Source organism: Vibrio sp. Isolate30 (genome assembly GCF_022397975.1).
In the GTDB taxonomy this organism is placed as follows: domain Bacteria; phylum Pseudomonadota; class Gammaproteobacteria; order Enterobacterales; family Vibrionaceae; genus Vibrio; species Vibrio fortis.
Map to the genome: position 1 here is coordinate 21,882 of NZ_JAKEUS010000006.1, position 26,491 is coordinate 48,372.

Genomic DNA, 26,491 nt, shown 5'->3' on the forward strand with positions numbered 1-26,491 from the left:
AAGATCATGGCGAACTCGCTCTATAAAAAGCACATCATCTCAATTCCAGAGCTTTCTCGTGAAGAGCTAGAATTGATTGTTCAAACAGCTGGTCAGCTAAAAGCGGAACCGAATCCTGAGCTGATTAAAAACAAAGTTGTCGCGAGTTGTTTCTTTGAGCCTTCAACACGTACTCGCCTCTCTTTCGAAACAGCAATTCAACGCATTGGCGGCGACGTGATTGGTTTTGATAGCGGCGGTAACACTTCTCTAGCGAAGAAAGGTGAAACCCTAGCGGACTCGGTACAAGTTATCTCTTCCTACGTCGATGCTTATGTTATGCGCCACCCTCAAGAAGGTGCAGCACGTCTGGCTTCTGAGTTTTCTAACGGCGTGCCTGTGATTAACGCCGGTGACGGTGCTAACCAACACCCAACACAAACGCTACTAGACCTGTTCTCTATCGCTGAAACACAAGGTCGCCTTGATAACCTTAACGTCGCGTTCGTGGGTGACTTAAAGTACGGCCGTACCGTTCACTCTCTGACTCAAGCACTGGCCAAGTTCAATAACATTCGTTTCTACTTTATCGCGCCTGAAGCTTTAGCAATGCCAGATTACATCTGTGAAGAGCTAGACGAAGCGGGTATTGAATACCAACTTCTGACTGATATGGATGCGGTAATTCCAGAGCTGGATGTGCTGTATATGACGCGTGTACAAAAAGAGCGTTTTGATGAGTCAGAGTACGCACACATTAAGTCTGCTTACATCCTAACAGCTGCGCTACTAGAAGGTGCAAGAGATAACCTTAAGGTTCTTCACCCGCTACCTCGCGTCGATGAAATCACTATCGACGTCGATAAAACGCCACACGCTTACTACTTCCAGCAAGCTGAGAATGGTGTTTACGCACGTGAAGCACTGTTAGCCCTTGTTCTTAACGAAACGCTGTAATAGGAGAGATATCATGTCTAAAGGAACTCAGTTAAAAGTTGAAGCGATCAAAAACGGCACGGTAATCGACCATATTCCAGCGAACGTCGGTATTAAGGTATTAAAGCTGTTTGATTTGCATAACTCTCACCAGCGCGTGACTATCGGCCTTAACCTTCCTTCTTCTGCATTAGGTGGCAAAGACCTATTAAAGATTGAGAATGTATTCGTAACAGAAGAACAAGCGAACAAACTGGCACTTTACGCACCACATGCAACCGTGAACCAGATTGAAGAATACGAGGTCGTTAAGAAACTAGCACTGGAACTTCCAGACCAAATCAACGATGTATTTGAGTGCCCTAATACCAACTGTATTACTCACAATGAGCCAGTTGAGAGCAGCTTTAAGATCTTTGAAAAGAATGAAGATATTCGCCTGAAGTGCAAATACTGTGAAAAGGTCTTCTCTCGCGAGATCGTTACTGAGAGATAAGCTTCGTGTAGCACGAGCTTAATGTAAAAACTATGAAATACCTCGCCTGTGCGGGGTATTTTATTCTTTACCTAATGCAGCTTTGAAGGCACACTGAATTTCGATTTTTATCTAATAAAATGATGGAACCTATAATGACTAAAGTACTTCACACAGAATCAGCTCCAGCAGCAATCGGCCCATACGTACAAGGTGTTGACCTAGGCAACATGGTACTGACTTCAGGTCAGATCCCAGTAAACCCAGCTACTGGTGAAGTGTCTTCTGACATCGCAGAACAAGCTCGTCAATCTCTTGAAAACGTTCAAGCTGTTGTAGAAGCTTCTGGCCTAACAGTAAAAGACATCGTAAAACTAACGGTATTCGTAAAAGATCTTAACGACTTCGGCACAGTAAACGAAGTTTACGGCAAGTTCTTCGACGAGCACGGCGTTGCAAACTACCCTGCACGTTCATGTGTTGAAGTAGCTCGTCTTCCTAAAGATGTTGGTATCGAAATCGAAGCTATCGCAGTTCGCAAATAGTCTCGACCAGATACAAAAAAGGTTGCCACGACGGCAACCTTTTTTAATATCGGATAAACGCTAAAGTGATTACTTGCTGTTGAGTGCTTTCACTTCTTCATCAAGCTCAGCAAGTTTTGCTTTCATCTGCTCACGACATTCATTCGCTAGTTCACGAACATTTGACTTATCAAAGCCTTCAACACTAACCGGTGGTAGCATCTCTACGATAACGTGACCGTTATTCCAACGGTTCAGCTTAACTCCGCCTGTTGAACTACAAACGATTGGGATAATCGGTAGACCAGCACCAATGGCTGCGTGGAATGCGCCCGTTTTAAATGGCAGTAAACCACGGCCACGCGAGCGAGTCCCCTCTGGGAACATCCATACCGATACATCACTGCCTTTTAAGTTATCAACCACTTGGTCAATTGTACCAACCGCTTTGCTACGGTTCGCACGGTCAATCAGGATATTACCTGTCAGCCAGTAAAGCTGACCAAATAATGGCATCCACGCTAGGCTTTTCTTACCAACGGTAACTACTTTTGGTGTTACAGCAGAAGAAACTGTGAATAGATCCCAGTTATTTTGGTGGTTGGCAATGTAAACGTGTTGGCCGCGTGAGTAGGCGTCTTCTGGAATACGTAGCTCCAAAGTGATACCGAAGATCTTTGACATACGGCCAAAGTAACGACCAAAAGTAAATACGTGCTTTGGATTACGTGGGCTCAACAAGCAGTAACCACAACCAAACACAAACATGAAAATCGCAAATATTGCTACAGCGAAAATACGTAATATTGCTATCATTTTGTTCCTCAACAACCGCTTAACTAGGTCTGTTTTTATTACGCATGATGGTAACAGAGTCGTAAGCGGCAAAATACAATAAAAAAGCCGAAACCAAAGTTTCGACTTTCTTTTTTATTATCTCGTCATGCTTCGTAGTATCGAGGCTTAGCTCGATTCACGAAAACGCGTGATGTTAGCGCCCAAAGCAGACAGTTTATCTTCAATCTTATCGTAGCCACGATCGATGTGATAAATACGGTCAACAATGGTTTCACCTTGTGCGATACAACCTGCAATCACTAAGCTTGCTGACGCTCGTAGATCCGTTGCCATCACTTGAGCACCGCTCAGTTTTTCAGTATCACCACAAATTGCAGTATTACCTTCAATCTCAGCTTTTGCGCCCATACGCTGCAGTTCAGGGATGTGCATGAAACGGTTTTCAAAAATCGTTTCTGTAATCACGCCACTGCCCTTCGCCATCATGTTCAACAGCGTAAATTGAGCCTGCATGTCGGTTGGGAAACCTGGGTGTGGAGCCGTTACAATCTTAACTGCTTTTAGCTCGCGATCTGTCATATCCAGACTGATCCAATTTTCACCGGTTTCAACCTTTGCGCCAGCTTCTTCAAGCTTTGCAAGAGCCGCTTCTAGTAGGTGTGCGCTCGTGTTACGACAAACCACTTTACCACCAGACACAGCAGCAGCCACTAGGAAAGTGCCTGTCTCAATACGGTCAGCAACCACAGAGTGTTTACCACCACCAAGGCGCTCAACACCTTCGATAGTAATGGTATCTGTGCCTGCACCAGAGATCTTAGCACCCAGTTTGTTTAGGAAGTCTGCAGTATCTACAATCTCAGGCTCACGCGCTGAGTTATCCAATACTGTAGTGCCTTCTGCCAGTGTTGCCGCACACATGATAGTGATGGTTGCACCAACACTCACCTTGTCCATTACGATGTGCGCGCCCTTTAGGCGACCATCAACATTGGCTTTCACATAACCGTCTTCTAGTGTAATTGTCGCACCTAGCTGCTCTAGACCGTGAATGTGTAGATCCACAGGACGAGCACCAATCGCACAACCACCTGGCAGTGAAACTTGGCCTTGACCAAAACGCGCCACTAGTGGGCCTAAAGCCCAAATCGAAGCACGCATTGTTTTTACTAAATCGTACGGTGCGCAAAATTCATTAATTTCGCTGCCATCAACATGTACGCTACCATTGCGTGATACTTTCGCACCTAGGCGCTTTAATAGCTCCATAGTCGTGTCGATATCACGTAGGTGAGGAACATTACTTACTTCAACTGGCTCTTCCGCCAAGATTGAAGCAAACAAAATAGGTAGTGCAGCGTTTTTTGCACCAGAGATCGTCACTTCGCCGTTTAACGGCTGATCGGATCCAATAACTCGAAACTTTTCCATCATAAACCTTAAAGTGACATCAGTTTCTTATCACGTTCCCACTCTTCTGGCGTGTACGCCTTAATAGAAAGAGCATGGATGTCATTACGCTGAATGTATTCCATTAGTGGGCCGTAAATCAGTTGCTGCTTCTTAACGCGGTTCATGCCGTCAAAACATGCATCCACTGCAACAACTTCGTAATGGCTGCCTTCACCCTTCACGATAATCTCTTGAAGGTTAAGTGCCTCTGCTAATAATTCTTGTACTTTTGTGCTGTCCACAAATAGCTCCTGCCTAATCTTTTAAGTGTTCTGCCATCATTGGCTGGATATTGCTCAATTGGAACAACGTTCGTAATTGTTCTGGCACGAAACTGAACATTATATGACAGTTTTGATTTTTTGCATGCTCTATTAAGTGAATTAGCATCACCATTCCTGATGAATCGATGCGCTCAACGGTGTTGAGGTTCACTTGCACGTAAGATTCTGTCGTTTTCCATGCTTGTAATGTGCGCCAAATTGCAGGCACGCTGTCGCGGTCAAGATCGCCACTTAGCTGAAATTCGACGGAGCTGAGTTCACTCCATTGCGTTTGACTCATTTTTTCGAGCTCTCAAAACGAATAGGTTGTGCTGCTAGCTGCTCTAATTCTTTGGCAACAGATAGAATACCCTGCTGGCGAATCTTGGTGTTCCATTCCGACTGCTTGCTTGAGAGTAAGCTAATACCCTCAGCTACCATATCGAAAGCTTTCCATTCGCCCGTTTTCTTGTCTTTACGTAGCTTGAATTCAAGCTTGATGTTTGGTCTTGGCGAGTCAATGATGTCGACCTTGATGCTGGTAATGCGGCTATCAGGCTTAATCTTTGGCTCAGGGCCAAACTGAATAGTTTGATCTGTGTATTGCGTCAGTACTTGAGCGTAAGAAGACACTAGATATTTACGAAACGCGCCAATGAAAACACGCACGTCCTCTTTCTTTGCGCCTTTCAGGTTAGGGCCCAAAAGTTTAAGTGCTGCATACTGTGCGTTGACGTAGGGCATCAACTCTTCTTCAACAATTACCTTCAACAGCTCAGGGTCTTGTTTGATATTCTCTTGCTCAGCCTTCAGGCGATTAAATGCCACCTCAGAAACCTGAGTCATCATTTGATAAGGTTGAGTGCGGTCGATGCTCTCTTCTGCCACAACATTGGTCGCAAAGATCATAGCCACGACCATCATAAACATTCTTTTTAACATGAATCTATTCCTCAGTTGTCGCTTCATCAGAGCCGCCAACGCTGTATAGCACTTGGCCTATCAGATCTTCTAATACTAATGCAGATTTGGTGTCTTCGATAACATCACCATCAACCAGCATCTCTTCATCTTCGAAGACAAAGCCAGGAACAAGGCTAATGTACTGCTCACCGATCAAACCTGACGTCAAAATCTGTGCGCTTGACGTCTCAGAGAACTGATCATACTTCGCATCAATCGACAGCTCGACAACAGGTAGGTAACTCTCGGCATCTAGCTGAATACTGTTCACGCGCCCAACAACAACCCCACCGACCTTCACAGGAGAGCGCACTTTCAAGCTACCGATATTATCAAACGTCGCTTTTAGGGTGTAAGTATGGTTGGAACCGAGCCCTTTCACGTCAGCGACTTGAAAGATCATGATTAAGATTGCGCAAATTCCCGCGATAACAAAGCTACCGACCCATAATTCTAATTTTCGAGTTTGTTGCATGATTAATTCCCGAACATCAATGCTGTAAGAACAAAATCTAGCCCTAACACTGCTAGAGAAGAGTGAACCACGGTACGCGTGGTCGCACGGCTAATACCTTCCGAGGTTGGTATTGCGTCATAGCCATTAAAAAGAGCAATCCAAGTTACGGTAATCGCAAATACCATACACTTAATCATGCTGTTGCCGATGTCCCGGCCAAGTTCCACCGATGATTGCATCGCCGACCAGAAGCTGCCATGGTCGATGCCCTTCCAGTCAACACCAACCAATTGACCGCCCCATATACCAATGGCCATAAAGATCATCGCCAATAGCGGCATAGAGATGAGACCGGCCCACAGTCGTGGTGCAATAACTCGTTTAAGAGGATCCACCGCCATCATTTCAAGGCTGGAGATTTGCTCGGTTGCCTTCATGAGTCCGATTTCAGCCGTCAGCGCTGAACCTGCTCGACCAGCAAATAACAGTGCCGTCACTACCGGCCCTAATTCACGTAGCAGCGACAGTGCAACCATTTGACCAAGGTTGCCTTCTGCCCCGTAGTCAATCAACACAACGTAGCCTTGCAAACTAAGCACCATGCCGATAAAGAGCCCTGAAACCACAATGATCGCAAGTGACTGTACACCTACGCTGTAGAGCTGTTTCACCAATAATGGGAAGTTTTTCAAGCGAGGAATACCAAAGAAAGCGCCCCACAACATCAAGCTTGCGCGACCAAATGCTTCGCACATAGCTAGTGTTCGGCGCCCAACCCCAGCGATATAATTTACAAACATACTAGAATAGATCCTTCTCTAAACTCTGAGCTGGGAATCGAAACGGCACTGGACCATCGGCTTCACCATTCAAGAACTGCTGCACTCTTGGATCGCTATTTTGTCGCAACTCCTCAGGTGTCCCTTTGGCAATAATTTTGCCATCGGCCAATAAGTAAACCCAATCGGCAATGCTCATCACCTCTGGAACATCGTGTGACACCACAATTGAAGTGAGACCTAACGCTTGATTGAGATTGCGGATCAACTCTACCAGGACACCCATGGTGATAGGGTCCTGACCAACAAAGGGTTCGTCGTACATAATAAGATCGGGATCGAGCGCAATTGCTCGCGCTAAGGCAGCACGTCTTGCCATACCTCCCGACAGTTCGCTTGGCATCAACTGCGCGGCACCACGAAGCCCAACGGCCTCTAACTTAAGCAGCACAATGGTACGAATCAGTGATTCATCCAGTTCAGTATGCTCGCGCAGTGGAAAGGCGACGTTATCGAAGACATTCAGGTCAGTGAAAAGTGCCCCTGACTGGAACAACATGCTCATTTTTTTACGAGCTTGGTAAAGCTTTCGGCGCGACAAACGAGGAATGTTGTCGCCATCAAACCAAATTTCACCTTGGTCTGGAGGGAGCTGACCACCGATCAAGCGCAACAAGGTTGTTTTACCAATCCCTGATGGCCCCATGATGGCTGTCACTTTTCCTTGAGGGACTTCGAGATCGATATTATCGAAGATCATTCGCTCCCCTCGAGAAAAGCTGAGGTTTTTAACTTTCACAAGCTCATTGTTTAGCATGCTTTTGTTATTTCCTTGCTCTAAAAAACGCCAATAATTGTGCTCATGATAAGTAGTCTGAATGAGAATTAAAAGCACTGTTCGATTAATTGTAGCAAATCAAAACCTCGAGCAGGGAATTGAAAGTATTAAGAAATATCCCTACAAATGCACTTTCTTTACAACTTAGTCAGAATTAATTGTATCCGTGACTTCCCTTTTATCTAGCAACACGTCAAAATTAGCGGTTAATTGTCCATTTTTTATTAATTTTTAGGAATCATCATGCTTGAAGCGATTGCGTTTCTTATTATCGGCCTAGGTTTTTTGGTGTGGAGTGCAGATAAACTGGTTTACGGTGCGGCGGCATTGGCTCGCAACTTCGGAATCTCCCCCCTAGTTATCGGTATGACGATTCTTGCAATGGGCTCTTCTGCCCCTGAAATGATGGTTTCTGCAACCGCTGCGCTTGACGGAAAAACGGACACAGCCGTAGGTAACGTGCTTGGTTCCAATATCGCCAACATCGCACTGATTTTAGGTATTACTGCACTGATTAAGCCGCTTTCTATTAGCTCTGCGGTTATCCGTCGTGAACTGCCACTAATGATTGGTGTCACACTACTAGCTGGCGCACTTCTGTGGGATAGCTACCTTGGCTTCTATGAAGGTGTTTTACTGTTCGTACTGTTTGGTGCTTTCTTGTTTGCGATGTTGCAAATCAGTCGTCGTGAAAAGAGCAAAGGCGACGCTTTTATCGAAGAACAAGAGTCAGAGATTCCTGAAGGTGTGAGCAACATCAAAGCGGCAATGTGGGTGGTTGTTGGTCTGATCATCTTGCCTATCTCTGCTGATATGTTGGTAAACAACGCCGTCGTTATCGCAAAATACTTTGGTATGAGTGACCTTGTTATCGGTCTTACCATTATTGCTGTGGGTACTAGCCTACCTGAATTGGCGGCCTCTCTTGCGGGTGTCATGAAGGGCGAAGACGACATGGCCGTGGGCAATATCATTGGTTCAAATGTATTCAACATCCTAGCCGTAATGGGTATCCCAGGTATTTTGAACCCTTCTATTCTAAGCGAATTCGCTATGGGTCGTGACTTCTGGGTCATGCTCGGCGTTTCTCTGCTGTTGGTTGTTATGGCGCTGGGTAAATCGCGCAGCGTCAACCGCATTGAGGGTGGTGCTCTTGTGATCTGCTTCTTGGCATACCAAGGCTACCTGCTGATGAACATGTCAGCGTAATCACTAACAAAGTATTCCTTTTATAAGACTCTGGAGTATCTGATGTCTCAGTCATTCGATTACCGTAGTGTTGCTAAACAAGTATTAGAGATTGAGGTTGCTGGCCTCAATCAACTTGACCAGTATTTTAATGAAGATTTCTGTCGCGCTTGTGATCTCATCCTTAACAACAAAGGCAAAGTCGTTGTGATGGGGATGGGGAAATCAGGTCATATCGGCAATAAAATTGCTGCAACACTGGCAAGTACCGGTACCTCTGCGTTTTTTGTTCACCCAGGTGAAGCAGCGCATGGCGATTTGGGCATGGTTGAGTCGGGCGATATCGTGCTTGCTATCTCCAACTCCGGTGAATCAGATGAGATCCTTAGCCTATTCCCAGTATTAAAACGCCTGAACATTAAGATCATCAGCATGACTGGTAAGCCAAAGTCAAACATGGCGACTCTGTCTGATATCCATCTTCAAATTACCGTACCTGAAGAGGCATGCCCGCTTGGCCTTGCGCCAACCAGTAGTACAACGGCCACTCTTGTTATGGGTGATGCTCTGGCTGTCGCTCTGCTACAAGCTCGTGGTTTTACCGCAGAAGATTTTGCTCTATCCCACCCTGGTGGAGCCCTCGGTCGACAACTGCTTTTGAAGCTTGAAGATATTATGCATACCGGTGATGCACTACCTATGGTATCGCCTAACGCACTGGTTCGTGACGCTCTGCTTGAGATATCACAAAAAGGCTTAGGTATGACAGCGGTTGTCGATGCACAAGGCAAAATGCTCGGCATCTTTACCGATGGGGATTTACGTCGAATTCTCGACAAGCGTGTCGATATCCACACCACTCAGATTGGTGAAGTGATGACACAAAACCCAACCGTTGCCGATCCAAACATGTTGGCAGTTGAAGGCCTTAATTTAATGCAAGAGAAAAGCATCAACGGCTTGATGCTTTGCCAAGATGGCGATCTCGTTGGTGCACTTAACATGCATGACCTATTAAAAGCGGGAGTAATGTAATGGCTGAAACAGTATCAACACTTTATGGCTCAGTCGATGCGGACGTTTTTAAGATCGCAAAAGAGATAAAGCTGCTAATCTGTGATGTAGATGGTGTGTTTTCTGATGGCCTTGTTTACATGGGAAATCAAGGCGAAGAACTCAAAACCTTCCACACTCGTGATGGATACGGTGTGAAATCTCTAATGAACGCAGGCATTGAAATCGCCATTATTACTGGACGCCAATCGCAAATCGTTGAAAACCGCATGACCGCTCTTGGTATTAAGCTGATCTATCAAGGCCAAGACGACAAAGTTAAAGCTTATCAAGATATCTGCGATAAACTGAATATTGCCCCAGAACATACTGGCTACATTGGTGATGACCTGATTGACTGGCCAGTGATGGAAAAAGTCGCATTAAAGGTGTGTGTTGCAGATGGACATCCACTGTTGGTTCAACGTGCAAACTACGTAACCAATATCAAAGGCGGTCACGGCGCAGTACGAGAAGTTTGCGACCTTATTTTACAAGCAAGGGATGAGCTAGACGTGCACAAAGGTCTAAGCATATGAGTTTAACTCGTATTATCTATTTAATTTTATTGTTTGTTGCTTCTTGGTCAGCCTATTACCTGTATGACAAAGAGCAGAACACAGCGATCCAGGTTGCCCCTAACCTGGAGTTGCCAGTATTCAGTGGAAGAAATCTAGATAATATCAGCTACGACCAAGCCGGCATTCGTAGCTATCAAATTGAATCAAGTCATCTAGAGCACTACTCCAAAAGTGGCGATACCATTTTTGAAAACCCAGTGCTCTCGGTATTTCGCGACGGCCACACGATCGAATGGCAAATGATCGCCAGACGTGCGGTACTCGACGAAGACCAAACCCTGACACTTTATGATAATGTAATAGTGAAAAACCTATTACCAGAAGCCAGCTTCGACAACATGACTATGGATAAGTTGGTTGTTGAGCTCACCAGCCGAGACTTTCATTCGGAAAGCACAGTACGTCTGATCGGCCCATTATTTGAAACAGAGGGACAAGCTATGAAGGGCAACTTCGATAGCAATACTGCAACCCTCTTTGAAACTGTTCAAGGTAGATATGAAACTCTTACACCTTAGTTTACTAGCTTTCGCGTTTGCAGCGCCAAACGCCCTTGCCCTGTCATCCGATACAGAGCAGCCTGTTTATATCGACTCTGATAGCCAGCAACTCGATATGAAGAGCAACAAGGTTACGTTTGAAGGCGATGTAAAACTTAAGCAAGGCAGCATCAATATTAACGCTGACAAAATCATCGTTACGCGTAATGCAAGCAGCGGTGAAATCGAGGCGATTCAAGGTTTTGGTAAACCAGCGCTTTTCTCACAGCTTACCGACGATGGTAAAACGCTAAACGGACAGGCGTTTGAGCTGAATTATCAGCTGAGCACAGACAAGCTCATCATGACCAAAGAGGCACAACTGTCTCAAGACGGCAACTTGATTCGTGGTTCTAAGATCACCTATCAGATCTCCTCACAAAAACTGGTTGCTGACAGCGATAAAAATGAGCGCGTTTCAACCGTTCTTCAACCTGCACAAGTGAACAAATAACTATGGCAGTCTTAAAAGCGCAAAACTTAGCTAAGACCTACAGCAAACGTAAGGTCGTGACAGACGTGAGCCTACAAGTTGAGTCTGGACAAATTGTTGGCTTGCTGGGTCCAAATGGCGCCGGTAAAACCACCTCTTTCTACATGATTGTGGGCTTGGTTGCGCGTGATGAAGGCACCATCAGTATCGACGATAACGACATCAGTATCCTACCGATGCACAGTCGTTCACGTTTAGGTATCGGCTACCTGCCACAAGAAGCTTCGATCTTCCGCAAATTGTCAGTTGAAGACAACATCATGTCCGTACTGCAAACGCGTAAAGAACTGACCCCTGAAGAGCGCCAAGATAAGCTCGAAGACCTACTTGAAGAGTTTCACATCCAGCACATTCGTACCAGTAACGGTATGGCGCTTTCGGGTGGTGAGCGACGTCGTGTTGAAATCGCTCGTGCGCTTGCTGCAAACCCTCAGTTTATTCTGCTCGATGAGCCGTTCGCGGGTGTTGACCCAATCTCAGTTATTGATATCAAGAAAATCATCGAACATCTGCGCGATCGCGGTCTAGGTGTATTAATCACAGACCACAACGTTCGCGAGACGCTAGACGTGTGTGAAAAGGCTTATATTGTGAGCCAAGGGCACTTGATTGCGGAAGGTTCACCGGAGGATGTTCTCAATAACGAACAGGTGAAACAAGTTTATCTAGGCGAACAATTCCGTCTATGATTATATAGAGCGTATCGAGAATTCTAAGAATAATAACTAGGTAAGTAATACTGAATGAAACCCTCATTACAACTTAAGCTAGGCCAGCAATTAGCAATGACCCCGCAGCTACAACAAGCGATCCGTTTGTTGCAGTTGTCTACGTTGGATTTGCAACAAGAGATTCAAGAGGCTTTAGAGTCGAACCCACTTCTCGACGTAGAAGAAGGGAATGATGACGCTCCTACGAACTCTGAAGAAAAGCCTAGCCGTGACGAGAAAGAAGCAGCAGAAGCGACTGCTGAACCAGACTTACCTGACAGCTCAGATCTAATTGAAAAATCAGAGATCGGCAACGACTTAGAAATCGATACCACCTGGGAAGACGTCTACAGTGCCAACACTGGTAATACAGGCATTGCTATCGATGATGACATGCCGGTTTACCAAGGCGAGACAACTCAAAGCCTGCAAGACTACCTGTTATGGCAATTAGACCTGACGCCGTTTTCTGAAACAGACCGCACTATTGCATTAGCGCTTATCGATGCTATCGATGACTACGGCTATCTGACCGTCTCAAGCGAAGACATCCTTGAGAGCTTCGACAACGAAGAGATTGAGCTCGACGAAATCGAAGCAGTTCGTAAACGCATCCAACAATTCGATCCCCTTGGTGTTGGTTCGCTTAACCTACAAGACTGCTTGCTATTACAGCTCGCAACTTTCCCTGAAGATACCCCATGGCTGAAAGAGGCTAAGTTAGTACTTACTAGCCATATCGACCAACTGGGTAATCGTGATTACAAGCTGATCATCAAAGAGACTAAGCTTAAAGAGGCAGAGCTACGTGAAGTTCTGCAGCTTATACAGCAGCTAGACCCACGTCCAGGCAGTAAAATCACACCGGACGAAACCGAGTATGTGGTGCCTGATGTATCGGTGTTTAAAGACCTAGGTAAGTGGTTAGTGACCATTAACCCAGATAGCGTACCAAAGCTGAAAGTGAACCAGCAGTACGCCGATTTAGGCAGTAAAGGCAACAGTGCTGACAACCAATACATTCGCTCCAACTTGCAAGAGGCAAAATGGCTAATTAAGAGCCTAGAGAGCCGAAATGAGACGCTACTCAAAGTTGCGCGATGCATTGTTGAACATCAGCACGATTTCTTCGAACATGGTGAAGAAGCCATGAAACCTATGGTGTTAAATGATGTTGCACTTGCAGTCGACATGCATGAATCAACAATATCTCGTGTTACGACACAGAAATTCATGCACACACCACGAGGCATCTTCGAACTGAAATATTTCTTCTCTAGCCATGTCAGCACAGACAATGGCGGAGAGTGTTCATCAACAGCAATTCGTGCTCTGATCAAGAAACTGGTGGCCGCTGAAAACACAGCCAAGCCGCTCAGTGATAGCAAGATTGCTGCTTTACTGGCTGACCAAGGAATTCAGGTAGCTAGAAGAACCATAGCAAAATACCGTGAATCTTTAGGCATTGCCCCTTCGAGTCAGCGTAAACGCCTGCTATAAGCTAATTTAGCTATAAATATCAGACAACTAACTGAAAAGGAAAGTCTATGCAAATCAATATTCAAGGCCATCACGTTGATCTTACCGATTCAATGCAAGACTATGTTCACACCAAATTTGAAAAGCTTGAACGCTTTTTTGAACACATTAATAACGTTCAAGTTGTATTAAAAGTTGAGAAAATTAACCAGATTGCAGAAGCTACGCTTCATGTGAATCAAGGCGATATTCATGCGACAGCTACCGATGAAAATATGTATGCTGCAATTGATTCATTAGTTGATAAACTCGTCCGCCAACTCAACAAGCACAAAGAAAAGCTAAGTAGTCACTAACATGCAATTAAGCGAAGTACTTTCATTGGACTGCACCAAAAGTGCAGTCCAATGCACAAGCAAGAAAAGAGCCCTAGAAATCATCAGCCAGATCGCAGCCGAAAGTTGTGGTCAAGACTCAACCGAATTGTTCGAGTGCATGCTGAGCCGAGAGAAGATGGGCAGTACCGGCATCGGAAATGGTATCGCTATTCCCCATGCCCGTATGAATGTCAGCGATAAAGCGATCGCAGTCCTATTGCAGTGCCAAGACCCTATCGAATTTGATGCGATTGATAACCGCCCTGTCGACCTACTATTTGCACTTTTGGTTCCTAGTGAGCAATGTAAAGAGCATCTTAAAACCCTTTCTTGTATGGCAGAGCGACTCAACGACAAACAAACATTGAAACAACTGCGTAATGCGCAAAGCGACCAAGAGCTTTACGACATTATGATTCAAGTGCCAACTTGCGAGCAATAACATGCGCCTTATCGTAGTCAGTGGTCAATCGGGAGCTGGGAAAAGTGTCGCACTGCGAGTTCTTGAAGATCTCGGTTATTACTGCGTTGATAACTTACCTGTCGACCTGCTCGGCAACTTTGTCGAATCAGTCAAAGAGAGCAACCAAAACGTAGCAGTAAGCATCGATATACGTAACCTTCCTAAAGAACCTCACCTTGTTACAGAGACGCTGGTTCAGTTAGAAGATGCCGCTAATATCGATGTCAGCGTACTGTTCTTGGATGCGAGTAAGCAAACACTGCTCAAGCGCTACAGCGAAACTCGTCGCATTCACCCACTCTCGCTGGGTAATGACAAGCTCTCTCTAGAACAAGCCATCGACCTCGAAAAACAGCTGCTTTCGCCATTGTCTGACCAAGCCGATATCTTGCTCGATAGTAGTGATTGCAACCTCTACGAATTAAGTGAGCAGGTGCGCCTTAAGATTGAAGGCAAAGAGAAGCAAGAGCTGATTATTGTTTTCCAATCCTTTGGCTTTAAATACGGTTTACCTAGCGACGCTGACTACGTATTTGATGTGCGCTTCTTACCTAACCCACATTGGGAGCCAGACCTAAGACCGCTAACAGGGCTTGACGCGCCAATTCACTCTTTCCTAGAGAAACATCAGGAAGTGCTCGAATTGAAGCAACAAATTCAAGGCTTTGTCGAACAATGGCTGCCTATGTTAGAGAAGAACAATCGCAGCTACCTCACTGTAGCGATTGGTTGTACTGGCGGTAAACATCGCTCTGTATACCTTACTCAAAAGATCGGTGAATACTTTGACCAACTCGGTCACCAAGTACAGATTCGACACGCTTCATTAGAAAAGAACCAACAGGCCTAAATCATGGAATTGACCCGCACTGTACTCATTCAAAACCGTTTGGGACTTCATGCTCGCGCAGCAGTAAAACTGGTCGAGCTTGCTCAGAGCTTTAATGCAACTCTGACAATCCATAGCGAAGACGAAAAAAGCGCAACCGCAGACAGTGTGATGGGACTGCTTATGCTTGAATCGGCACAAGGTCAACACATCCGCATTCAAGCTGAAGGCGATGATGCCCAACAAGCGCTTGATGCCGTGTGCCACCTAATCGAAGACAAGTTTGACGAAGGCGAGTAACTAAAACGAGGGTACTATGCCCTCGCTGTTATCTCCCCTTACAGCTCCTACCAATCCTAAATCTTAGTTCTCTTAAGTTAATGATTTAAATACGTCATAGAATTAAGTTACTATTCCTAGCATCCATAGAATAATGAGAAGAGGAGGAAAACATGGCCGAGCAATTAGATTTTGACCAAGCTCACCAAACCCTCCAAGAAGTCAGCGAAGCCCTTGAAAACGGCCGATTTGTTCACGTACGTCGACAACTTCAGGACATGGAACCTGAAGATATTGCACACCTTTTAGAAGCCTCCCCTCGCAAGAGTCGTGACGTACTTTGGCAACTTACCGATCCTGAAGACTACGGTGAAATTCTTGATGAGCTGAACGAAGACGTTAAGGATGCGTTGGTGTCAAAAATGGCACCCGAAACCCTCGCAGAGGCAACCGAAGGTATGGAGACCGATGATGTCGCCTACGTACTTCGAAGCCTACCTGATGATGTGTCTCGTGAAGTTCTTTCACAGATGGACTCAGCAGACCGAGCCTTGGTTGAGAATGCTCTTTCTTACCCTGAGGACTCTGCGGGTGCGTTAATGAACACCGACGTAATCACCATTCGTGGTGATGTTGACGTCGATGTTGTTCTACGTTATCTGCGCATTCGAGGCGAACTACCCGATGCGACCGATGCTCTTTATGTTATTGATGAAGAAGACCGATTAATCGGTAACCTCTCTCTAACAACGCTGATTACCACCCAACCAGATACGCTTGTTTCTGAAGTGATGGACGATGCGGATGAGGCAATCGCAGTTGAGACAAATGCGTCTGATATTGCCAGCCTGTTTGAGCGTCGTAACTGGGTATCTGCGCCGGTGGTAGATGAAAACCAACACCTTGTCGGTCGTATCACCATCGATGACGTAGTTGACGTGATTCGTGAAGACGCTGAGCACTCGATGATGAGTATGGCGGGTATGGATGACGACGAAGATACCTTCGCGCCGGTCGTAAAATCTGCGCGTCGCCGTAGTGTGTGGCTTGGTGCAAACGTGTTAGCGGCACTCGCTGCAGCTTCCGTATCGAATATGTTTGAGGCGACCTTAGATCAGATGGCCGCCATTGCGGTACTCATGACCATCGTACCGTCAATGGGTGGTGTGGCAGGTAACCAAACTGTTGCTCTAGTGATTCGTGGCTTAGCACTGGGTCACATCGGTGACAGTAACAAACGCGAATTGCTACTCAAAGAGGCCGCAATCGGCTTCCTAAACGGCATTCTATGGGCGTGTATCATTGGTGGTATTGTGGTTGCTTGGAAAGGCAATTGGATACTCGGTGGGATTATCTCAGCCGCAATGATGACTAACTTGATTGTTGCAGGTATTGCTGGGGTAACCATCCCTGTCATGCTCAAGAAGATGAACATCGACCCAGCATTGGCTGGCGGTATGGCACTGACCACCGTGACCGATGTAATCGGCCTATCGGTATTCTTGGGCTTAGCCACGATACTGATCTAATCTGAGCAATAGCTTACTTGATACTAGACACCAAATAACAAAAGGGAGCCAGCGGCTCCCTTTTTAATTGTTCAGATTTGCGAGAGTTGAATTACTCACCCGCTACTTTCATTGATTCAAGCAAGATAGAACCCGTTTGGATCTGAGAGCGAGTCTCGACATCGCTACCAACCGCTACAATCTGGTTAAACATATCTTTCAGATTGCCTGCAATGGTCACCTCAGACACAGGGTATTGGATTTCACCATTCTCTACCCAGAAGCCGGCAGCACCACGAGAGTAATCGCCCGTTACTGTGTTCACGCCTTGTCCCATTACTTCGGTCACAAGGAAGCCTGTACCTAGCTCTTTCAGCATTTGCTCGAAGCTTTGACCTGTCGACTGTACAAACCAGTTGTGAATACCACCAGCATGACCCGTTGGCGTCATATCCATCTTGCGAGCTGCGTAGCTAGTCAGTAGGTAAGTCGCAAGCACACCGTCAGTAATGATTTCACGGTCTTGGGTATAAACGCCTTCGCTATCGAATGGGCTCGATGCTAAGCCACGTAAGATATGCGGTCGCTCAGAGATATTGAACCACTCTGGTAAAACCTTCTCACCAAGGTGATCGAGTAAGAACGAAGCTTTACGGTAAAGGTTACCGCCGCTGATCGCCATAACGAGGTGCCCGATAAGACCGGTGGCCACATCGGCAGCAAACATGATTGGGTATTGGCCTGTTGGTAGCTTCTTGGCATCCAAACGGCTAATTGTCTTCTCTGCCGCTTCTTGACCAACACGCTCAGGCGTCCACAGCTCGTCACGGTGACGTGCAACGGTGTAGCTGTAATCTCGCTCCATTTCACCGTTTACGCCCTGCCCAATCACACAACAGCTGGTGCTATGGCGGCTTGATGCATAGCTCGCGAGCAAGCCGTGGCTATTACCGTAAACCTTTACGCCGTAGTGACTATCGTAGCTAGCACCATCGCTCTGCTTGATCTTATCACTGTACGCCAGTGCTTGCTTCTCAGCCGCAATCGCGATCTCAGCTGCGTAATCAGGGTTTGGTTCATCTGGGTGGAACAGATCCAAGTCTGGTATCTCTTTAACCATGAACTCTTTTGGAGCTGGACCTGCGTGAGGATCTTCAGAGGTGTATTGAGCGATATCCAAAGCTGCGGCTACCGTTTGGGCAATCGCCTTTTCGCTCAAATCAGATGTAGATGCACTGCCTTTTTGTTGGCCGCGATAAACAGTAATACCAAGGGCACCATCACTATTAAATTCAACGTTTTCAACCTCACACATGCGTGTAGAGACACTCAAACCCGTTGATTTAGTAATAGCCACCTCTGCAGCATCCGCACTGACTGAAGCCATATCTAACGCTTTTGCTACTGCTGCTTCTAACTCAACACGTTGCTGAGCGACTTGCTGTTTTACATCCATATCTATTCTATTTTTGAGGGTCAATATTACGTAGGATAACAAGAATTTCGCTTTCTCCCCAAGATTCTTGCTAAAATAGCGGATATATTCGATTGAGATAGTGATATAGGCAGAAAAGATGGCTCGCAAAAACCAAAAAGCCCCATGGGAACCAGAAGAAGAAATCATCTGGGTAAGTAAGACGGAAATGAAAGAAGACATGGAAGCGCTACAAAAGTTGGGCGAAGAGCTCGTAGAACTTAAGCCTTCTGTACTAGAGAAATTCCCTCTGTCTGAAGATTTGGCGGAAGCGATTAAAGATGCGCAACGCTTTAAAAATGAAGCGAAGCGTCGTCAGCTGCAATACATCGGTAAAGTGATGCGTAACGAAGATCCAGAGCCAATTCAGGCTGCTCTAGATAAGGTTCGTAACAAGCACTCTCAAGCAACGGCTGAACTGCATAAGCTTGAACAGTTGCGTGATCGTATTGTTGAAGACGGTGATGCTGCTATCTCTGAAGTTGTTGAAGCGCACCCGGAAGCAGACCGCCAACGTCTACGTCAATTAGCGCGTCAGGCAAACAAAGAGAAAAAAGCTGGCAAGCCAGCAAAAGCGTACCGCGAGATCTTTCAAGTTCTTAAAGAACTGAAGCAAGACGAGCTTTAAGACTTACAGTGCAATCGAAAAGGCCTAGCTTCTGCTAGGCCTTTTTCATATCTGCGTATTTTCTACTAAACCTATTTTAGAGTAAGAGATTACTCACCGGCTCGGACAAAGGCTGCCAACTCAGGTTGCGAGTGCTTTACAGTAAGCGCGTCTATCGCATCAGCCACCAGCACCTGCCCTTTAGCAACAAACGCAAATTTATTGGCGATACTGCGAGCGTCTCCCAGATGATGAGTCACCATAATCACCGTAATATTTCGCTCAGCCGCTAACTGCTTCACCAAAGCCAACATCTCTTCTCGCAACAAAGGGTCAAGAGCAGAGAACGGTTCGTCTAATAGCCAAATAGGATGCGGCTGTACAAAGCATCGAGCCAGCGCGACGCGCTGACGCTGCCCGCCAGAAAGATGCTCCGGTAATCGGTCAAGATACTCTGCCACACCCACCTGTTCTGCGGCTTGTAACACTTGCTGTTGCTGCTCTTTGGTTAGCTTAAGACCTGGGTGCAACCCTAAGCCGATATTTTCTCTAACGGTAAGGTGCGCAAACAAATTGTGTTCTTGGAATAACATTGCGAGTGGACGCTGATAGGCATCCAAACCAACAAGGGATTGGCCGGAGACCGCAATGGCTCCTGATGACGGTTCAATGAACCCAGCAATCAATGCGAGCAGTGTCGACTTACCCGCACCGCTAGGCCCCATCAAGGCAACAACATCACCTTGTTCTGCCATGAAATCAAAGTGAAATAGCTCCTGATGGTAGTGGTAATCAACATCTTGCATCACTAACATTAGGCACCTCTCTGGTTAGATGTTCGAGTAAATAAGAATTCAATGAAACTGAAGCTACCAACACTCAGTATCAGTAGACTAACAGACACCACCGCTGCCGCTTCCATCTGATAGCTGCCCAGCAGTTGAAACAGGTATAAAGGTAGAGTTCTAAAGTCGGCGCTTCCAAACAGCGCGATTGCACTCAAGTCCCCCATCGACAACATGAAGCTAATCGAGAAAGCTTGCGCCATCGGTTTACGCAGAGCACGCCACTCCACCAACTTAAATCGGTGCCACCCTTTCATACCTAAACTCGCACACAAGTACTGATATTGCTGGGCAACGTGCAGCATAGGCTGAGCTAAGTTTTTAATCACGTACGGGAGCGCCATCAAGCTATTAACGGCAATCACAACAAAGAAGGCTAAGCTAAACACATCGGTTATTGAGCGAAGCAATAGAAAGATACCAGTGCTCACCACCAAGCCGGGAGTCACCAAAATAATGGTGCCGATGAGTTCAATCTTATCAGCGCGAAAGGTTTTGTTTTGCAAGCGCCATGCTCGACTGGTCATCAAAATGGCGACCCCAACTAATAGTGCAATCACACTTGCACTAAGTGCCACTTTCAGTGAGTTCAACAGCGCTAACCAAAACGGCTCGCTGGTTAGCACCGTTATCGCTTCACTGTTTAAACCACCCACAATCACCATCAACAGTGGAGGTAAAACCAGTAATGAGGCTACGATGATCCAAAAGCTATCCCAAGCTTTTGAACTATAGGTGTCCTTAACCAAGAACTTCGCTTCAGACAATTGGCCAACGCTGACGGATACAGGCTTGGAAAGGCGTTGAATACTCACAGCCAATACACCACAGAGCAGCATCTGCCAGATTGCTAACAGAGCCCCAGCTTGAAGATCAAAATCAAATTTAATCGCTTGATAGATAGCAAGCTCGATGGTTGTCGATTTAGGGCCACCACCCAATGCCATCACAGTCGCGAAGCTAGTAAAGCAGAGCATAAATACCAAACCACACACATGCGGCAACTGCTGTTTAAGACGCGGCCATTCAACCCATTTAAATTTATCCCAGTGACTCATTCCAAGGTGGGCACACAACTTGTGTTGCTCAACCGGAACCGTGTCCAGAGCTTGAAGTAACAGTCGACTTGCATAGGGCAAATTGAAAAAGACATGCGCAAGCAAAATACCATTCAATCCATAGATGGAGAATGGCAGATCCAGTTCAACCGTTTGGAGCAGTTTAGCGAGCCAGCCACTGTTACCATAGATAGCCAAAAGACCAAAGACACCAACCAAAACAGGCAGAACCAAGGTTGATGCGAACAATCTTAGCAGCAGAGAACGCCCTGGAAATTGACGACGTGACAAGGCATGTGCGACTGGAATAGCAAAAACGACACTCAACAAAGTAGATAGCGTCGCTTGATAGAAACTGAACTTGGTAACGTGCCAGTAGTAAGGATCAGACCATACTTGGCTGATATCAAGAGAAGGGGCATTGCTTAGCAATGCCCCTACCGATGAAACCACAAAGGCGGTAATGATCATCGCGACCCAAATACCCACCTTAGGTGTATTCTTTAACATAAAGAGTGATTGTCTCGATGTTTAGCCTCTAATTTAGATATAGGCTGAGTACCCAACACCGGGCACTTAATTAAAAAGTCAGGGCGTTTTGCCACTCACGAATCCACGGCTTACGCTTCTCTGCCACTTCCTCTGAGGTAAAGCTCAGAGATTTTTTAGGCATGGTTAGCTGTTCAAATCCTTTCGGCAACTCCACACCTGTCACTGGGTACATCCAGTTACCGGTTGGCATCGCCGATTGGAATTCATCACTTAAAATGAATGCCATGAACTCATCCGCTAGCTTCTCATTATCACTGCCTTTCACTTTTGCTGCCACTTCAACTTGCGTGTAATGACCTTCAGCAAAATCTGCAGACGCGTACTTAGTGTCGCTCTCTGCAATGATGTGATAAGCCGGAGAAGTCGTGTATGAAAGCACCATATCTGATTCTCCCTCTAAAAACATAGAGTAAGCCTCAGACCAACCTTTGGTTACGGTCACGGTTTTCTTTGCTAGCTGTTTCCAAGCTTGAGTTGCATCATCGCCATAAACCGACTTCATCCAAAGCATCAAACCTTGGCCTGGAGTTGAAGTGCGAGGGTCTTGGTAGATCACTTTTAGATCATCACGCTGCTCAACCAACTCTTTCAAGCTCTTTGGTGGGTTTGATAACTTTTCAGTGTTGTAGATAAACGAGAAGTAACCGAAGTCATAAGGAACAAAGGTGCTGTCGTTCCAGCCATTAGGTAGCACAACAGAAGAGGTATCAACGCTGTGTTCAGCAAGTAGGCCTGTTTTCTTCGCTTCCGCCATCAAGTTCTGGTCAAGACCAAGCACAACATCGGCTTTGCTGTTACCGCCTTCTAGGCGCAAACGGTTAAGAATAGAAACCCCGTCCTCCAACGCAACAAAGTTGACGTCACAGCCACATTTTTCTTCAAACGCTTTTTCCACTGCTGGGCGCGGGCCCCAATCTGCAGCGAAGGAATCGTAAGTATAAACAGTTAACGTATTATCGGATGCTAATGCGGAAAAAGAAGCAGCTGTGGTTACAGCAAGAGTGGTTAATGCAAATTTCACTGGACGCTCTCCATGGTCTGAGCGGCACAGGCTTGAGGGAGGACAATGGAAAAGTACTGCCTAACTCAATTCCTACGCCAGCATTATCTGGTTCAGGTTTACGGGTCCCAAGTTGATACTTGATCTCAGCCGCCATTCATAATTTGAATGGTTAGCTCCCCGATGAGTGAGCAGAATTGTAATTGTATTTTAACCAATAAGCTACAAAGTTCGCCTTAATGGCGCTGATCGTAACCCCATCTTGGCACTAACCCCTGCTCGATACCCAAGTGGTCAAGAATGCGAGCTACCATGAAATCTATGAGGTCATCGATCGACTTTGGTTGATGATAAAAGCCAGGAGCAGCAGGCATGATAGTCACGCCCATGGTCGAGAGTTTGTGCATATTCTCTAAGTGCAGTGTTGAGAATGGCGTCTCTCGAACGACGAGAAGCAGTTGACCGCGCTCTTTCATGACCACGTCTGCAGCGCGTTCAATTAAGTTATCTGACATACCATGAGCAATCGACGCAACACTTCCTGCCGAGCAAGGGCAAACCACCATCTGCTTGGGAGCTGCGGACCCAGAAGCAACAGGAGAGAACCAATCATCTTTACCACACACTACTAAACGGTCAGGGTCGCAATCTAGATGTTTAACCAACGCTGCTTTGGCAGCATCCGGGCCTGAAGGCAGTTTGAGAGCATGTTCGGTTGCAAGCACCACTCTAGCCGCCGACGAGATCAACAGGTAAACCTGATAATCAGCGGCGAGCAAGCACTCTAATAAACGCAAACCATATGGGGCACCGGAAGCGCCAGTGAATGCGAGGGTAATCGCTTTACTCTGTTTCGTCATGATCTCTCGTACTTCTTAAATCGATTGGAACGCGTGTATTTAACCTTTGGCTGCCAATCCATCAAGCAATTTCTGATGAATACCGCCAAAACCACCATTGCTCATCACCAAAATTTGATCGCCAGGTTGTGCTTGATCAACAATGCTCTTCACGAAGGCATCGAGGTCATCACTGACTACTGCGGGTTGGTGACAAGCATCTGCGACGTCTTGAACCGACCAATCAATGTTGTCTGGTTGGAACAAGAAAGTGCTGTCGGCTTGCTTTAACGAATCGGCAAGGGTTTCTTTGTGAACCCCTCGTTTCATCGTAGCAGAGCGAGGCTCTAACACGGCGATAATTTTGTTGTTGCCGACCTTATTACGTAAACCACCCAAGGTTAGTTCAATTGCAGTTGGATGATGTGCAAAGTCGTCGTACACCGTTACCCCTGCCACTTCCCCTTTAAGCTCTAAACGGCGCTTAGTATTGATAAATTTCGCCAAAGACTCACACGCCAAGTCCGGAGTCACACCCACGTGTCTTGCGGCCGCGATCGCCATCAAGGCATTATTAACGTTATGGTCCCCGACTAGCGGCCAATCAACCTGACCAACACATTCACCTTGGAAGAACACATTAAACTTCGAGCCATCTTTGACTAGCTTTTCAGCACGCCAATCCGCTTCTTCACCAGCAAATTCAGTTTCACTCCAACAGCCGCGAGACAAGACATCTTCCAAAGCACTATCCTGCTGAGGAGCAAAAATTCGACCATTGCCCGGAACAGTACGGATCAGATGGTGGAATTGACGCTTAATCGCCTCAAGATCGTCGAAAATATCCGCATGATCAAACTCGAGATTATTCATAACCAAGGTGCGCGGATGGTAGTGAACAAACTTAGAACGCTTATCAAAAAAAGCACTGTCGTACTCGTCAGCTTCGACGACAAAAAACATGCTTTCACCCAGTCGCGCTGAGATACCAAAGTTACCCAACACCCCGCCAACTAAGAAGCCCGGCGCATAACCACAATCTTCGAGAACCCATGCCAGCATACTGGCAGTCGTGGTTTTTCCGTGTGTCCCGGAAACAGCAAGAACCCAACGGTCATGCAGTAGGAACTCTTGCAACCACTGCGGGCCTGAGGTGTATTTCAGGTTGTTATCCAGTACATATTCAACACAAGGATTACCACGGCTCATCGCATTGCCAATCACGACCAAATCAGGTCTTGGTTCTAATTGGCTTGGGTCAAAACCTTCAATAATTTCGATACCTTGAGACTCTAATAGTGTGCTCATTGGCGGGTAAACATTGGCATCACAACCTGTCACTTTGTGACCTAATTGACGGGCTAATACCGCTGCACCACCCATAAAGGTGCCGCAAATTCCTAAGATATGAATATGCATATATCGCTTCCAAAAACGGGGCAAAAAGACTGATTTCTTAATCAAGATTATGTGCATTTCTTATCATGAATCGCCCAACAAAAGCGAGTCACAATGCAAAACAAATTTAGTCGACATTCTAAGTGAGATCTGTGTCGCTTACTTCATTACCATTAAAAAGATCTAAAGCTTAGAATTTAAGTAAGCGACTAGATGAATAATGCCCACTTAAGAGGCAACCCAGTAGCGCTTGAATCCCCCAATTATTCAGAGAAGTTTAAGGAAATAACATGTCTGAGATGCGCACCCTTGGTGAGTTCATTGTTGAGAAACAAAGTGACTTTCCCCATGCAAGTGGTGATCTATCATCCCTTTTATCGTCGATCCGTCTTGCTGCGAAAATCGTTAACCGAGAAATCAATAAAGCGGGTCTTGTCGACATTACAGGTGCTGTCGGCACCGACAACGTACAAGGCGAAGCTCAACAGAAGCTTGACCTTTACGCGAATGACAAATTCAAAGCAGCTCTGGAAGCTCGTGACCAAGTATGTGGTGTAGCGAGTGAAGAGGAAGACGAAGCGGTAGCATTCAATAAAGAGTTGAATAAAAACGCTAAGTACGTGGTGCTAATGGATCCTCTAGATGGTTCATCAAACATCGATGTGAACGTTTCTGTGGGTACGATCTTCTCGATCTACCGCCGCGTATCACCGATTGGTACTCCACCGACTCAAGAAGACTTCCTACAGCCTGGTAACAAACAGGTTGCTGCAGGTTACGTAATTTACGGCTCTTCAACCATGCTGGTTTACACAACAGGTAATGGCGTAAATGGCTTCACTTACGACCCATCGTTGGGCACTTTCTGTCTTTCTCACGAAAACATGATGATTCCAGACGAAGGTAAGATCTACTCAATCAACGAAGGCAACTACATTCGTTTCCCAACGGGCGTGAAGAAGTACATCAAGTACTGCCAAGAAAATGAGCCAAGTGATAACCGTCCATACACATCACGTTACATCGGTTCTCTGGTATCAGACTTCCACCGTAACCTTCTAAAAGGCGGTATTTATCTGTACCCAAGCACGCAAAGCCACCCGAATGGTAAACTGCGCCTTCTTTATGAGTGCAACCCTATTGCCTTCATCATGGAACAAGCAGGCGGCGTAGCTTCTGATGGTGTTCAGCGTATTATGGACATCAAGCCAACTGAACTGCACCAACGAGTGCCATTCTTTGTTGGTTCCAAGAAAATGGTAAACAAGGTAGAAGAGTTCCTTGAGCTAAACCGAGATGAAGCTTAAAACTTAATTCTCCCTGAAACTAAAAAGCCAGTACTCACGTACTGGCTTTGTTGTTTTTAGAGTTTCGAAAGGTCTAGCGAAGATCAAACTTCGATTGCGCACCACCTTCAAACTTAATACGGAACCACTTGTCGATATCATCACAGATACCGTGGTATTGCTCACCTTTACGACCCAATGATCTTGGATTTTGAGAGCAATACTCAATCCGTCCCGCCTCGTACCCTTTGTCATAAGCCGCATAAAGTTCAGAATCAACAGGTGACGCAGCTGACTTAGACAGTGTCGCTTCATCTTTTTTCGTGTAACCCTTCATCGCAGTTTGTTCACCAAACAACTGCCAATCATCAACATTCGATGTAGATGGTGGGGATTGAGCACAACCGAAAAGCACTAAAGAAAACACCAATATTAGATATTTCATAATTTCCTCCTACTAGAAAGACTC

The 26,491-nt window shown here is 46.1% G+C and carries 32 protein-coding genes and 1 riboswitch; of the genes, 17 read left to right on the top strand and 15 right to left on the bottom strand.

From position 1 onward, the window contains the following. Positions 1-6 precede the first annotated feature (6 nt). The 3 genes from pyrB (at position 7) to L1D60_RS14860 (ending at position 1,935) form a co-directional block, all read left to right on the top strand. Complete coding sequence (gene pyrB / locus L1D60_RS14850) at positions 7-936, top strand: aspartate carbamoyltransferase (RefSeq protein WP_239841796.1); 930 nt, start codon at positions 7-9, stop codon at positions 934-936. A gap of 13 nt (positions 937-949) precedes the next feature. Continuing rightward, the gene (pyrI, locus tag L1D60_RS14855) at positions 950-1,411 is read left to right on the top strand and encodes an aspartate carbamoyltransferase regulatory subunit (RefSeq protein WP_239841797.1); all 462 of its coding nucleotides are present in this window, start codon (positions 950-952) and stop codon (positions 1,409-1,411) included. Between the two features lie 134 nt (positions 1,412-1,545). Continuing rightward, a complete protein-coding gene (locus tag L1D60_RS14860) occupies positions 1,546-1,935 on the top strand; it encodes a RidA family protein (protein ID WP_239841798.1) in 390 nt (129 codons plus the stop codon). Positions 1,936-2,004: 69 nt separating this feature from the next. Here L1D60_RS14860 and L1D60_RS14865 read toward each other — a convergent pair whose 3' ends face one another. The 8 genes from L1D60_RS14865 to mlaF form a co-directional block, all read right to left on the bottom strand. Then, on the bottom strand, positions 2,005-2,730 hold the full coding sequence (locus tag L1D60_RS14865) for a 1-acylglycerol-3-phosphate O-acyltransferase (RefSeq protein WP_239841800.1): 726 nt from the start codon (positions 2,728-2,730) through the stop codon (positions 2,005-2,007). Positions 2,731-2,877: 147 nt separating this feature from the next. Continuing rightward, the gene (murA, locus tag L1D60_RS14870; protein ID WP_239841802.1) at positions 2,878-4,143 is read right to left on the bottom strand and encodes a UDP-N-acetylglucosamine 1-carboxyvinyltransferase; all 1,266 of its coding nucleotides are present in this window, start codon (positions 4,141-4,143) and stop codon (positions 2,878-2,880) included. 8 nt (positions 4,144-4,151) lie between these two features. Continuing rightward, positions 4,152-4,406: a BolA family iron metabolism protein IbaG gene (gene ibaG, locus L1D60_RS14875; protein WP_032553259.1), complete on the bottom strand. Its 255-nt coding sequence runs from the start codon at positions 4,404-4,406 to the stop codon at positions 4,152-4,154. A gap of 13 nt (positions 4,407-4,419) precedes the next feature. After that, on the bottom strand, positions 4,420-4,728 hold the full coding sequence (locus L1D60_RS14880) for a lipid asymmetry maintenance protein MlaB (RefSeq protein ID WP_239841804.1): 309 nt from the start codon (positions 4,726-4,728) through the stop codon (positions 4,420-4,422). Further along, the gene (gene mlaC, locus L1D60_RS14885) at positions 4,725-5,369 is read right to left on the bottom strand and encodes a phospholipid-binding protein MlaC (protein WP_239841806.1); all 645 of its coding nucleotides are present in this window, start codon (positions 5,367-5,369) and stop codon (positions 4,725-4,727) included. The genes L1D60_RS14880 and mlaC overlap by 4 nt, the downstream gene beginning before the upstream one ends. Before the next feature lie 4 nt (positions 5,370-5,373). Next, on the bottom strand, positions 5,374-5,865 hold the full coding sequence (gene mlaD / locus L1D60_RS14890; RefSeq protein WP_150893337.1) for an outer membrane lipid asymmetry maintenance protein MlaD: 492 nt from the start codon (positions 5,863-5,865) through the stop codon (positions 5,374-5,376). Between the two features lie 2 nt (positions 5,866-5,867). Then, positions 5,868-6,647, bottom strand: a complete 780-nt coding sequence (gene mlaE / locus L1D60_RS14895; RefSeq protein ID WP_239841808.1) for a lipid asymmetry maintenance ABC transporter permease subunit MlaE — start codon at positions 6,645-6,647, stop codon at positions 5,868-5,870. Between the two features lies 1 nt (position 6,648). Then, positions 6,649-7,443 (bottom strand): phospholipid ABC transporter ATP-binding protein MlaF, encoded by a 795-nt coding sequence (gene mlaF, locus L1D60_RS14900; protein ID WP_239841814.1) that lies wholly within the window; start codon positions 7,441-7,443, stop codon positions 6,649-6,651. A gap of 264 nt (positions 7,444-7,707) precedes the next feature. Between mlaF and L1D60_RS14905 the strand changes: the two genes are divergently transcribed. From L1D60_RS14905 to mgtE, 12 genes are all read left to right on the top strand, one after another. Continuing rightward, complete coding sequence (locus L1D60_RS14905; RefSeq protein ID WP_239841818.1) at positions 7,708-8,673, top strand: calcium/sodium antiporter; 966 nt, start codon at positions 7,708-7,710, stop codon at positions 8,671-8,673. Between the two features lie 42 nt (positions 8,674-8,715). Further along, positions 8,716-9,687 (top strand): arabinose-5-phosphate isomerase KdsD, encoded by a 972-nt coding sequence (kdsD, locus tag L1D60_RS14910; protein ID WP_239841819.1) that lies wholly within the window; start codon positions 8,716-8,718, stop codon positions 9,685-9,687. After that, entirely contained in the window at positions 9,687-10,244 is a 558-nt protein-coding gene (gene kdsC, locus L1D60_RS14915; RefSeq protein ID WP_239841821.1) for a 3-deoxy-manno-octulosonate-8-phosphatase KdsC, read from the top strand. The genes kdsD and kdsC overlap by 1 nt, the downstream gene beginning before the upstream one ends. Further along, positions 10,241-10,804 carry an LPS export ABC transporter periplasmic protein LptC gene (gene lptC, locus L1D60_RS14920; protein WP_239841823.1) on the top strand — a complete coding sequence of 188 codons (564 nt, stop codon included), beginning with the start codon at positions 10,241-10,243 and terminating at the stop codon, positions 10,802-10,804. The genes kdsC and lptC overlap by 4 nt, the downstream gene beginning before the upstream one ends. After that, entirely contained in the window at positions 10,785-11,279 is a 495-nt protein-coding gene (lptA, locus tag L1D60_RS14925; RefSeq protein ID WP_239841828.1) for a lipopolysaccharide transport periplasmic protein LptA, read from the top strand. Before lptC ends, lptA begins: the two co-directional genes overlap by 20 nt. Before the next feature lie 2 nt (positions 11,280-11,281). Beyond that, a complete protein-coding gene (lptB, locus tag L1D60_RS14930) occupies positions 11,282-12,007 on the top strand; it encodes an LPS export ABC transporter ATP-binding protein (protein ID WP_032553270.1) in 726 nt (241 codons plus the stop codon). 54 nt (positions 12,008-12,061) lie between these two features. Beyond that, positions 12,062-13,528 carry an RNA polymerase factor sigma-54 gene (locus tag L1D60_RS14935; RefSeq protein ID WP_239841829.1) on the top strand — a complete coding sequence of 489 codons (1,467 nt, stop codon included), beginning with the start codon at positions 12,062-12,064 and terminating at the stop codon, positions 13,526-13,528. Between the two features lie 47 nt (positions 13,529-13,575). Further along, positions 13,576-13,863, top strand: a complete 288-nt coding sequence (gene hpf / locus L1D60_RS14940; protein WP_032553272.1) for a ribosome hibernation promoting factor — start codon at positions 13,576-13,578, stop codon at positions 13,861-13,863. 1 nt (position 13,864) lies between these two features. Next, a complete protein-coding gene (gene ptsN, locus L1D60_RS14945) occupies positions 13,865-14,326 on the top strand; it encodes a PTS IIA-like nitrogen regulatory protein PtsN (protein ID WP_032553273.1) in 462 nt (153 codons plus the stop codon). A gap of 1 nt (position 14,327) precedes the next feature. Beyond that, the gene (rapZ, locus tag L1D60_RS14950; RefSeq protein WP_239841830.1) at positions 14,328-15,197 is read left to right on the top strand and encodes an RNase adapter RapZ; all 870 of its coding nucleotides are present in this window, start codon (positions 14,328-14,330) and stop codon (positions 15,195-15,197) included. Positions 15,198-15,200: 3 nt separating this feature from the next. Next, positions 15,201-15,476, top strand: coding sequence for an HPr family phosphocarrier protein (locus L1D60_RS14955; RefSeq protein ID WP_150893324.1), 276 nt, complete (start codon positions 15,201-15,203; stop codon positions 15,474-15,476). 152 nt (positions 15,477-15,628) lie between these two features. After that, complete coding sequence (gene mgtE, locus L1D60_RS14960) at positions 15,629-16,984, top strand: magnesium transporter (RefSeq protein WP_239841831.1); 1,356 nt, start codon at positions 15,629-15,631, stop codon at positions 16,982-16,984. Between the two features lie 91 nt (positions 16,985-17,075). Here mgtE and pmbA read toward each other — a convergent pair whose 3' ends face one another. Next, a complete protein-coding gene (pmbA, locus tag L1D60_RS14965) occupies positions 17,076-18,419 on the bottom strand; it encodes a metalloprotease PmbA (RefSeq protein ID WP_239841832.1) in 1,344 nt (447 codons plus the stop codon). Between the two features lie 118 nt (positions 18,420-18,537). Between pmbA and yjgA the strand changes: the two genes are divergently transcribed. Beyond that, entirely contained in the window at positions 18,538-19,065 is a 528-nt protein-coding gene (yjgA, locus tag L1D60_RS14970; protein WP_032553278.1) for a ribosome biogenesis factor YjgA, read from the top strand. Between the two features lie 89 nt (positions 19,066-19,154). Here yjgA and thiQ read toward each other — a convergent pair whose 3' ends face one another. From thiQ to mpl, 5 genes are all read right to left on the bottom strand, one after another. Next, entirely contained in the window at positions 19,155-19,859 is a 705-nt protein-coding gene (thiQ, locus tag L1D60_RS14975; RefSeq protein ID WP_239841833.1) for a thiamine ABC transporter ATP-binding protein, read from the bottom strand. Further along, the gene (gene thiP / locus L1D60_RS14980; protein WP_239841836.1) at positions 19,859-21,457 is read right to left on the bottom strand and encodes a thiamine/thiamine pyrophosphate ABC transporter permease ThiP; all 1,599 of its coding nucleotides are present in this window, start codon (positions 21,455-21,457) and stop codon (positions 19,859-19,861) included. Before thiP ends, thiQ begins: the two co-directional genes overlap by 1 nt. Before the next feature lie 70 nt (positions 21,458-21,527). Beyond that, positions 21,528-22,520, bottom strand: coding sequence for a thiamine ABC transporter substrate binding subunit (gene thiB, locus L1D60_RS14985; RefSeq protein WP_239841839.1), 993 nt, complete (start codon positions 22,518-22,520; stop codon positions 21,528-21,530). Positions 22,521-22,572: 52 nt separating this feature from the next. Further along, positions 22,573-22,692, bottom strand: a riboswitch (TPP riboswitch). A 43-nt stretch (positions 22,693-22,735) separates the two neighbouring features. Beyond that, positions 22,736-23,359: a flavin prenyltransferase UbiX gene (locus tag L1D60_RS14990; protein WP_239841845.1), complete on the bottom strand. Its 624-nt coding sequence runs from the start codon at positions 23,357-23,359 to the stop codon at positions 22,736-22,738. A gap of 39 nt (positions 23,360-23,398) precedes the next feature. Beyond that, complete coding sequence (mpl, locus tag L1D60_RS14995) at positions 23,399-24,757, bottom strand: UDP-N-acetylmuramate:L-alanyl-gamma-D-glutamyl-meso-diaminopimelate ligase (RefSeq protein ID WP_239841854.1); 1,359 nt, start codon at positions 24,755-24,757, stop codon at positions 23,399-23,401. A 269-nt stretch (positions 24,758-25,026) separates the two neighbouring features. Between mpl and fbp the strand changes: the two genes are divergently transcribed. After that, a complete protein-coding gene (fbp, locus tag L1D60_RS15000) occupies positions 25,027-26,043 on the top strand; it encodes a class 1 fructose-bisphosphatase (RefSeq protein ID WP_239841856.1) in 1,017 nt (338 codons plus the stop codon). 73 nt (positions 26,044-26,116) lie between these two features. On the opposite strand, the gene L1D60_RS15005 is transcribed toward fbp, so the two are convergent. Further along, a complete protein-coding gene (locus L1D60_RS15005; RefSeq protein ID WP_239841857.1) occupies positions 26,117-26,467 on the bottom strand; it encodes a DUF2799 domain-containing protein in 351 nt (116 codons plus the stop codon). Between the last annotated feature and the right edge of the window lie 24 nt (positions 26,468-26,491).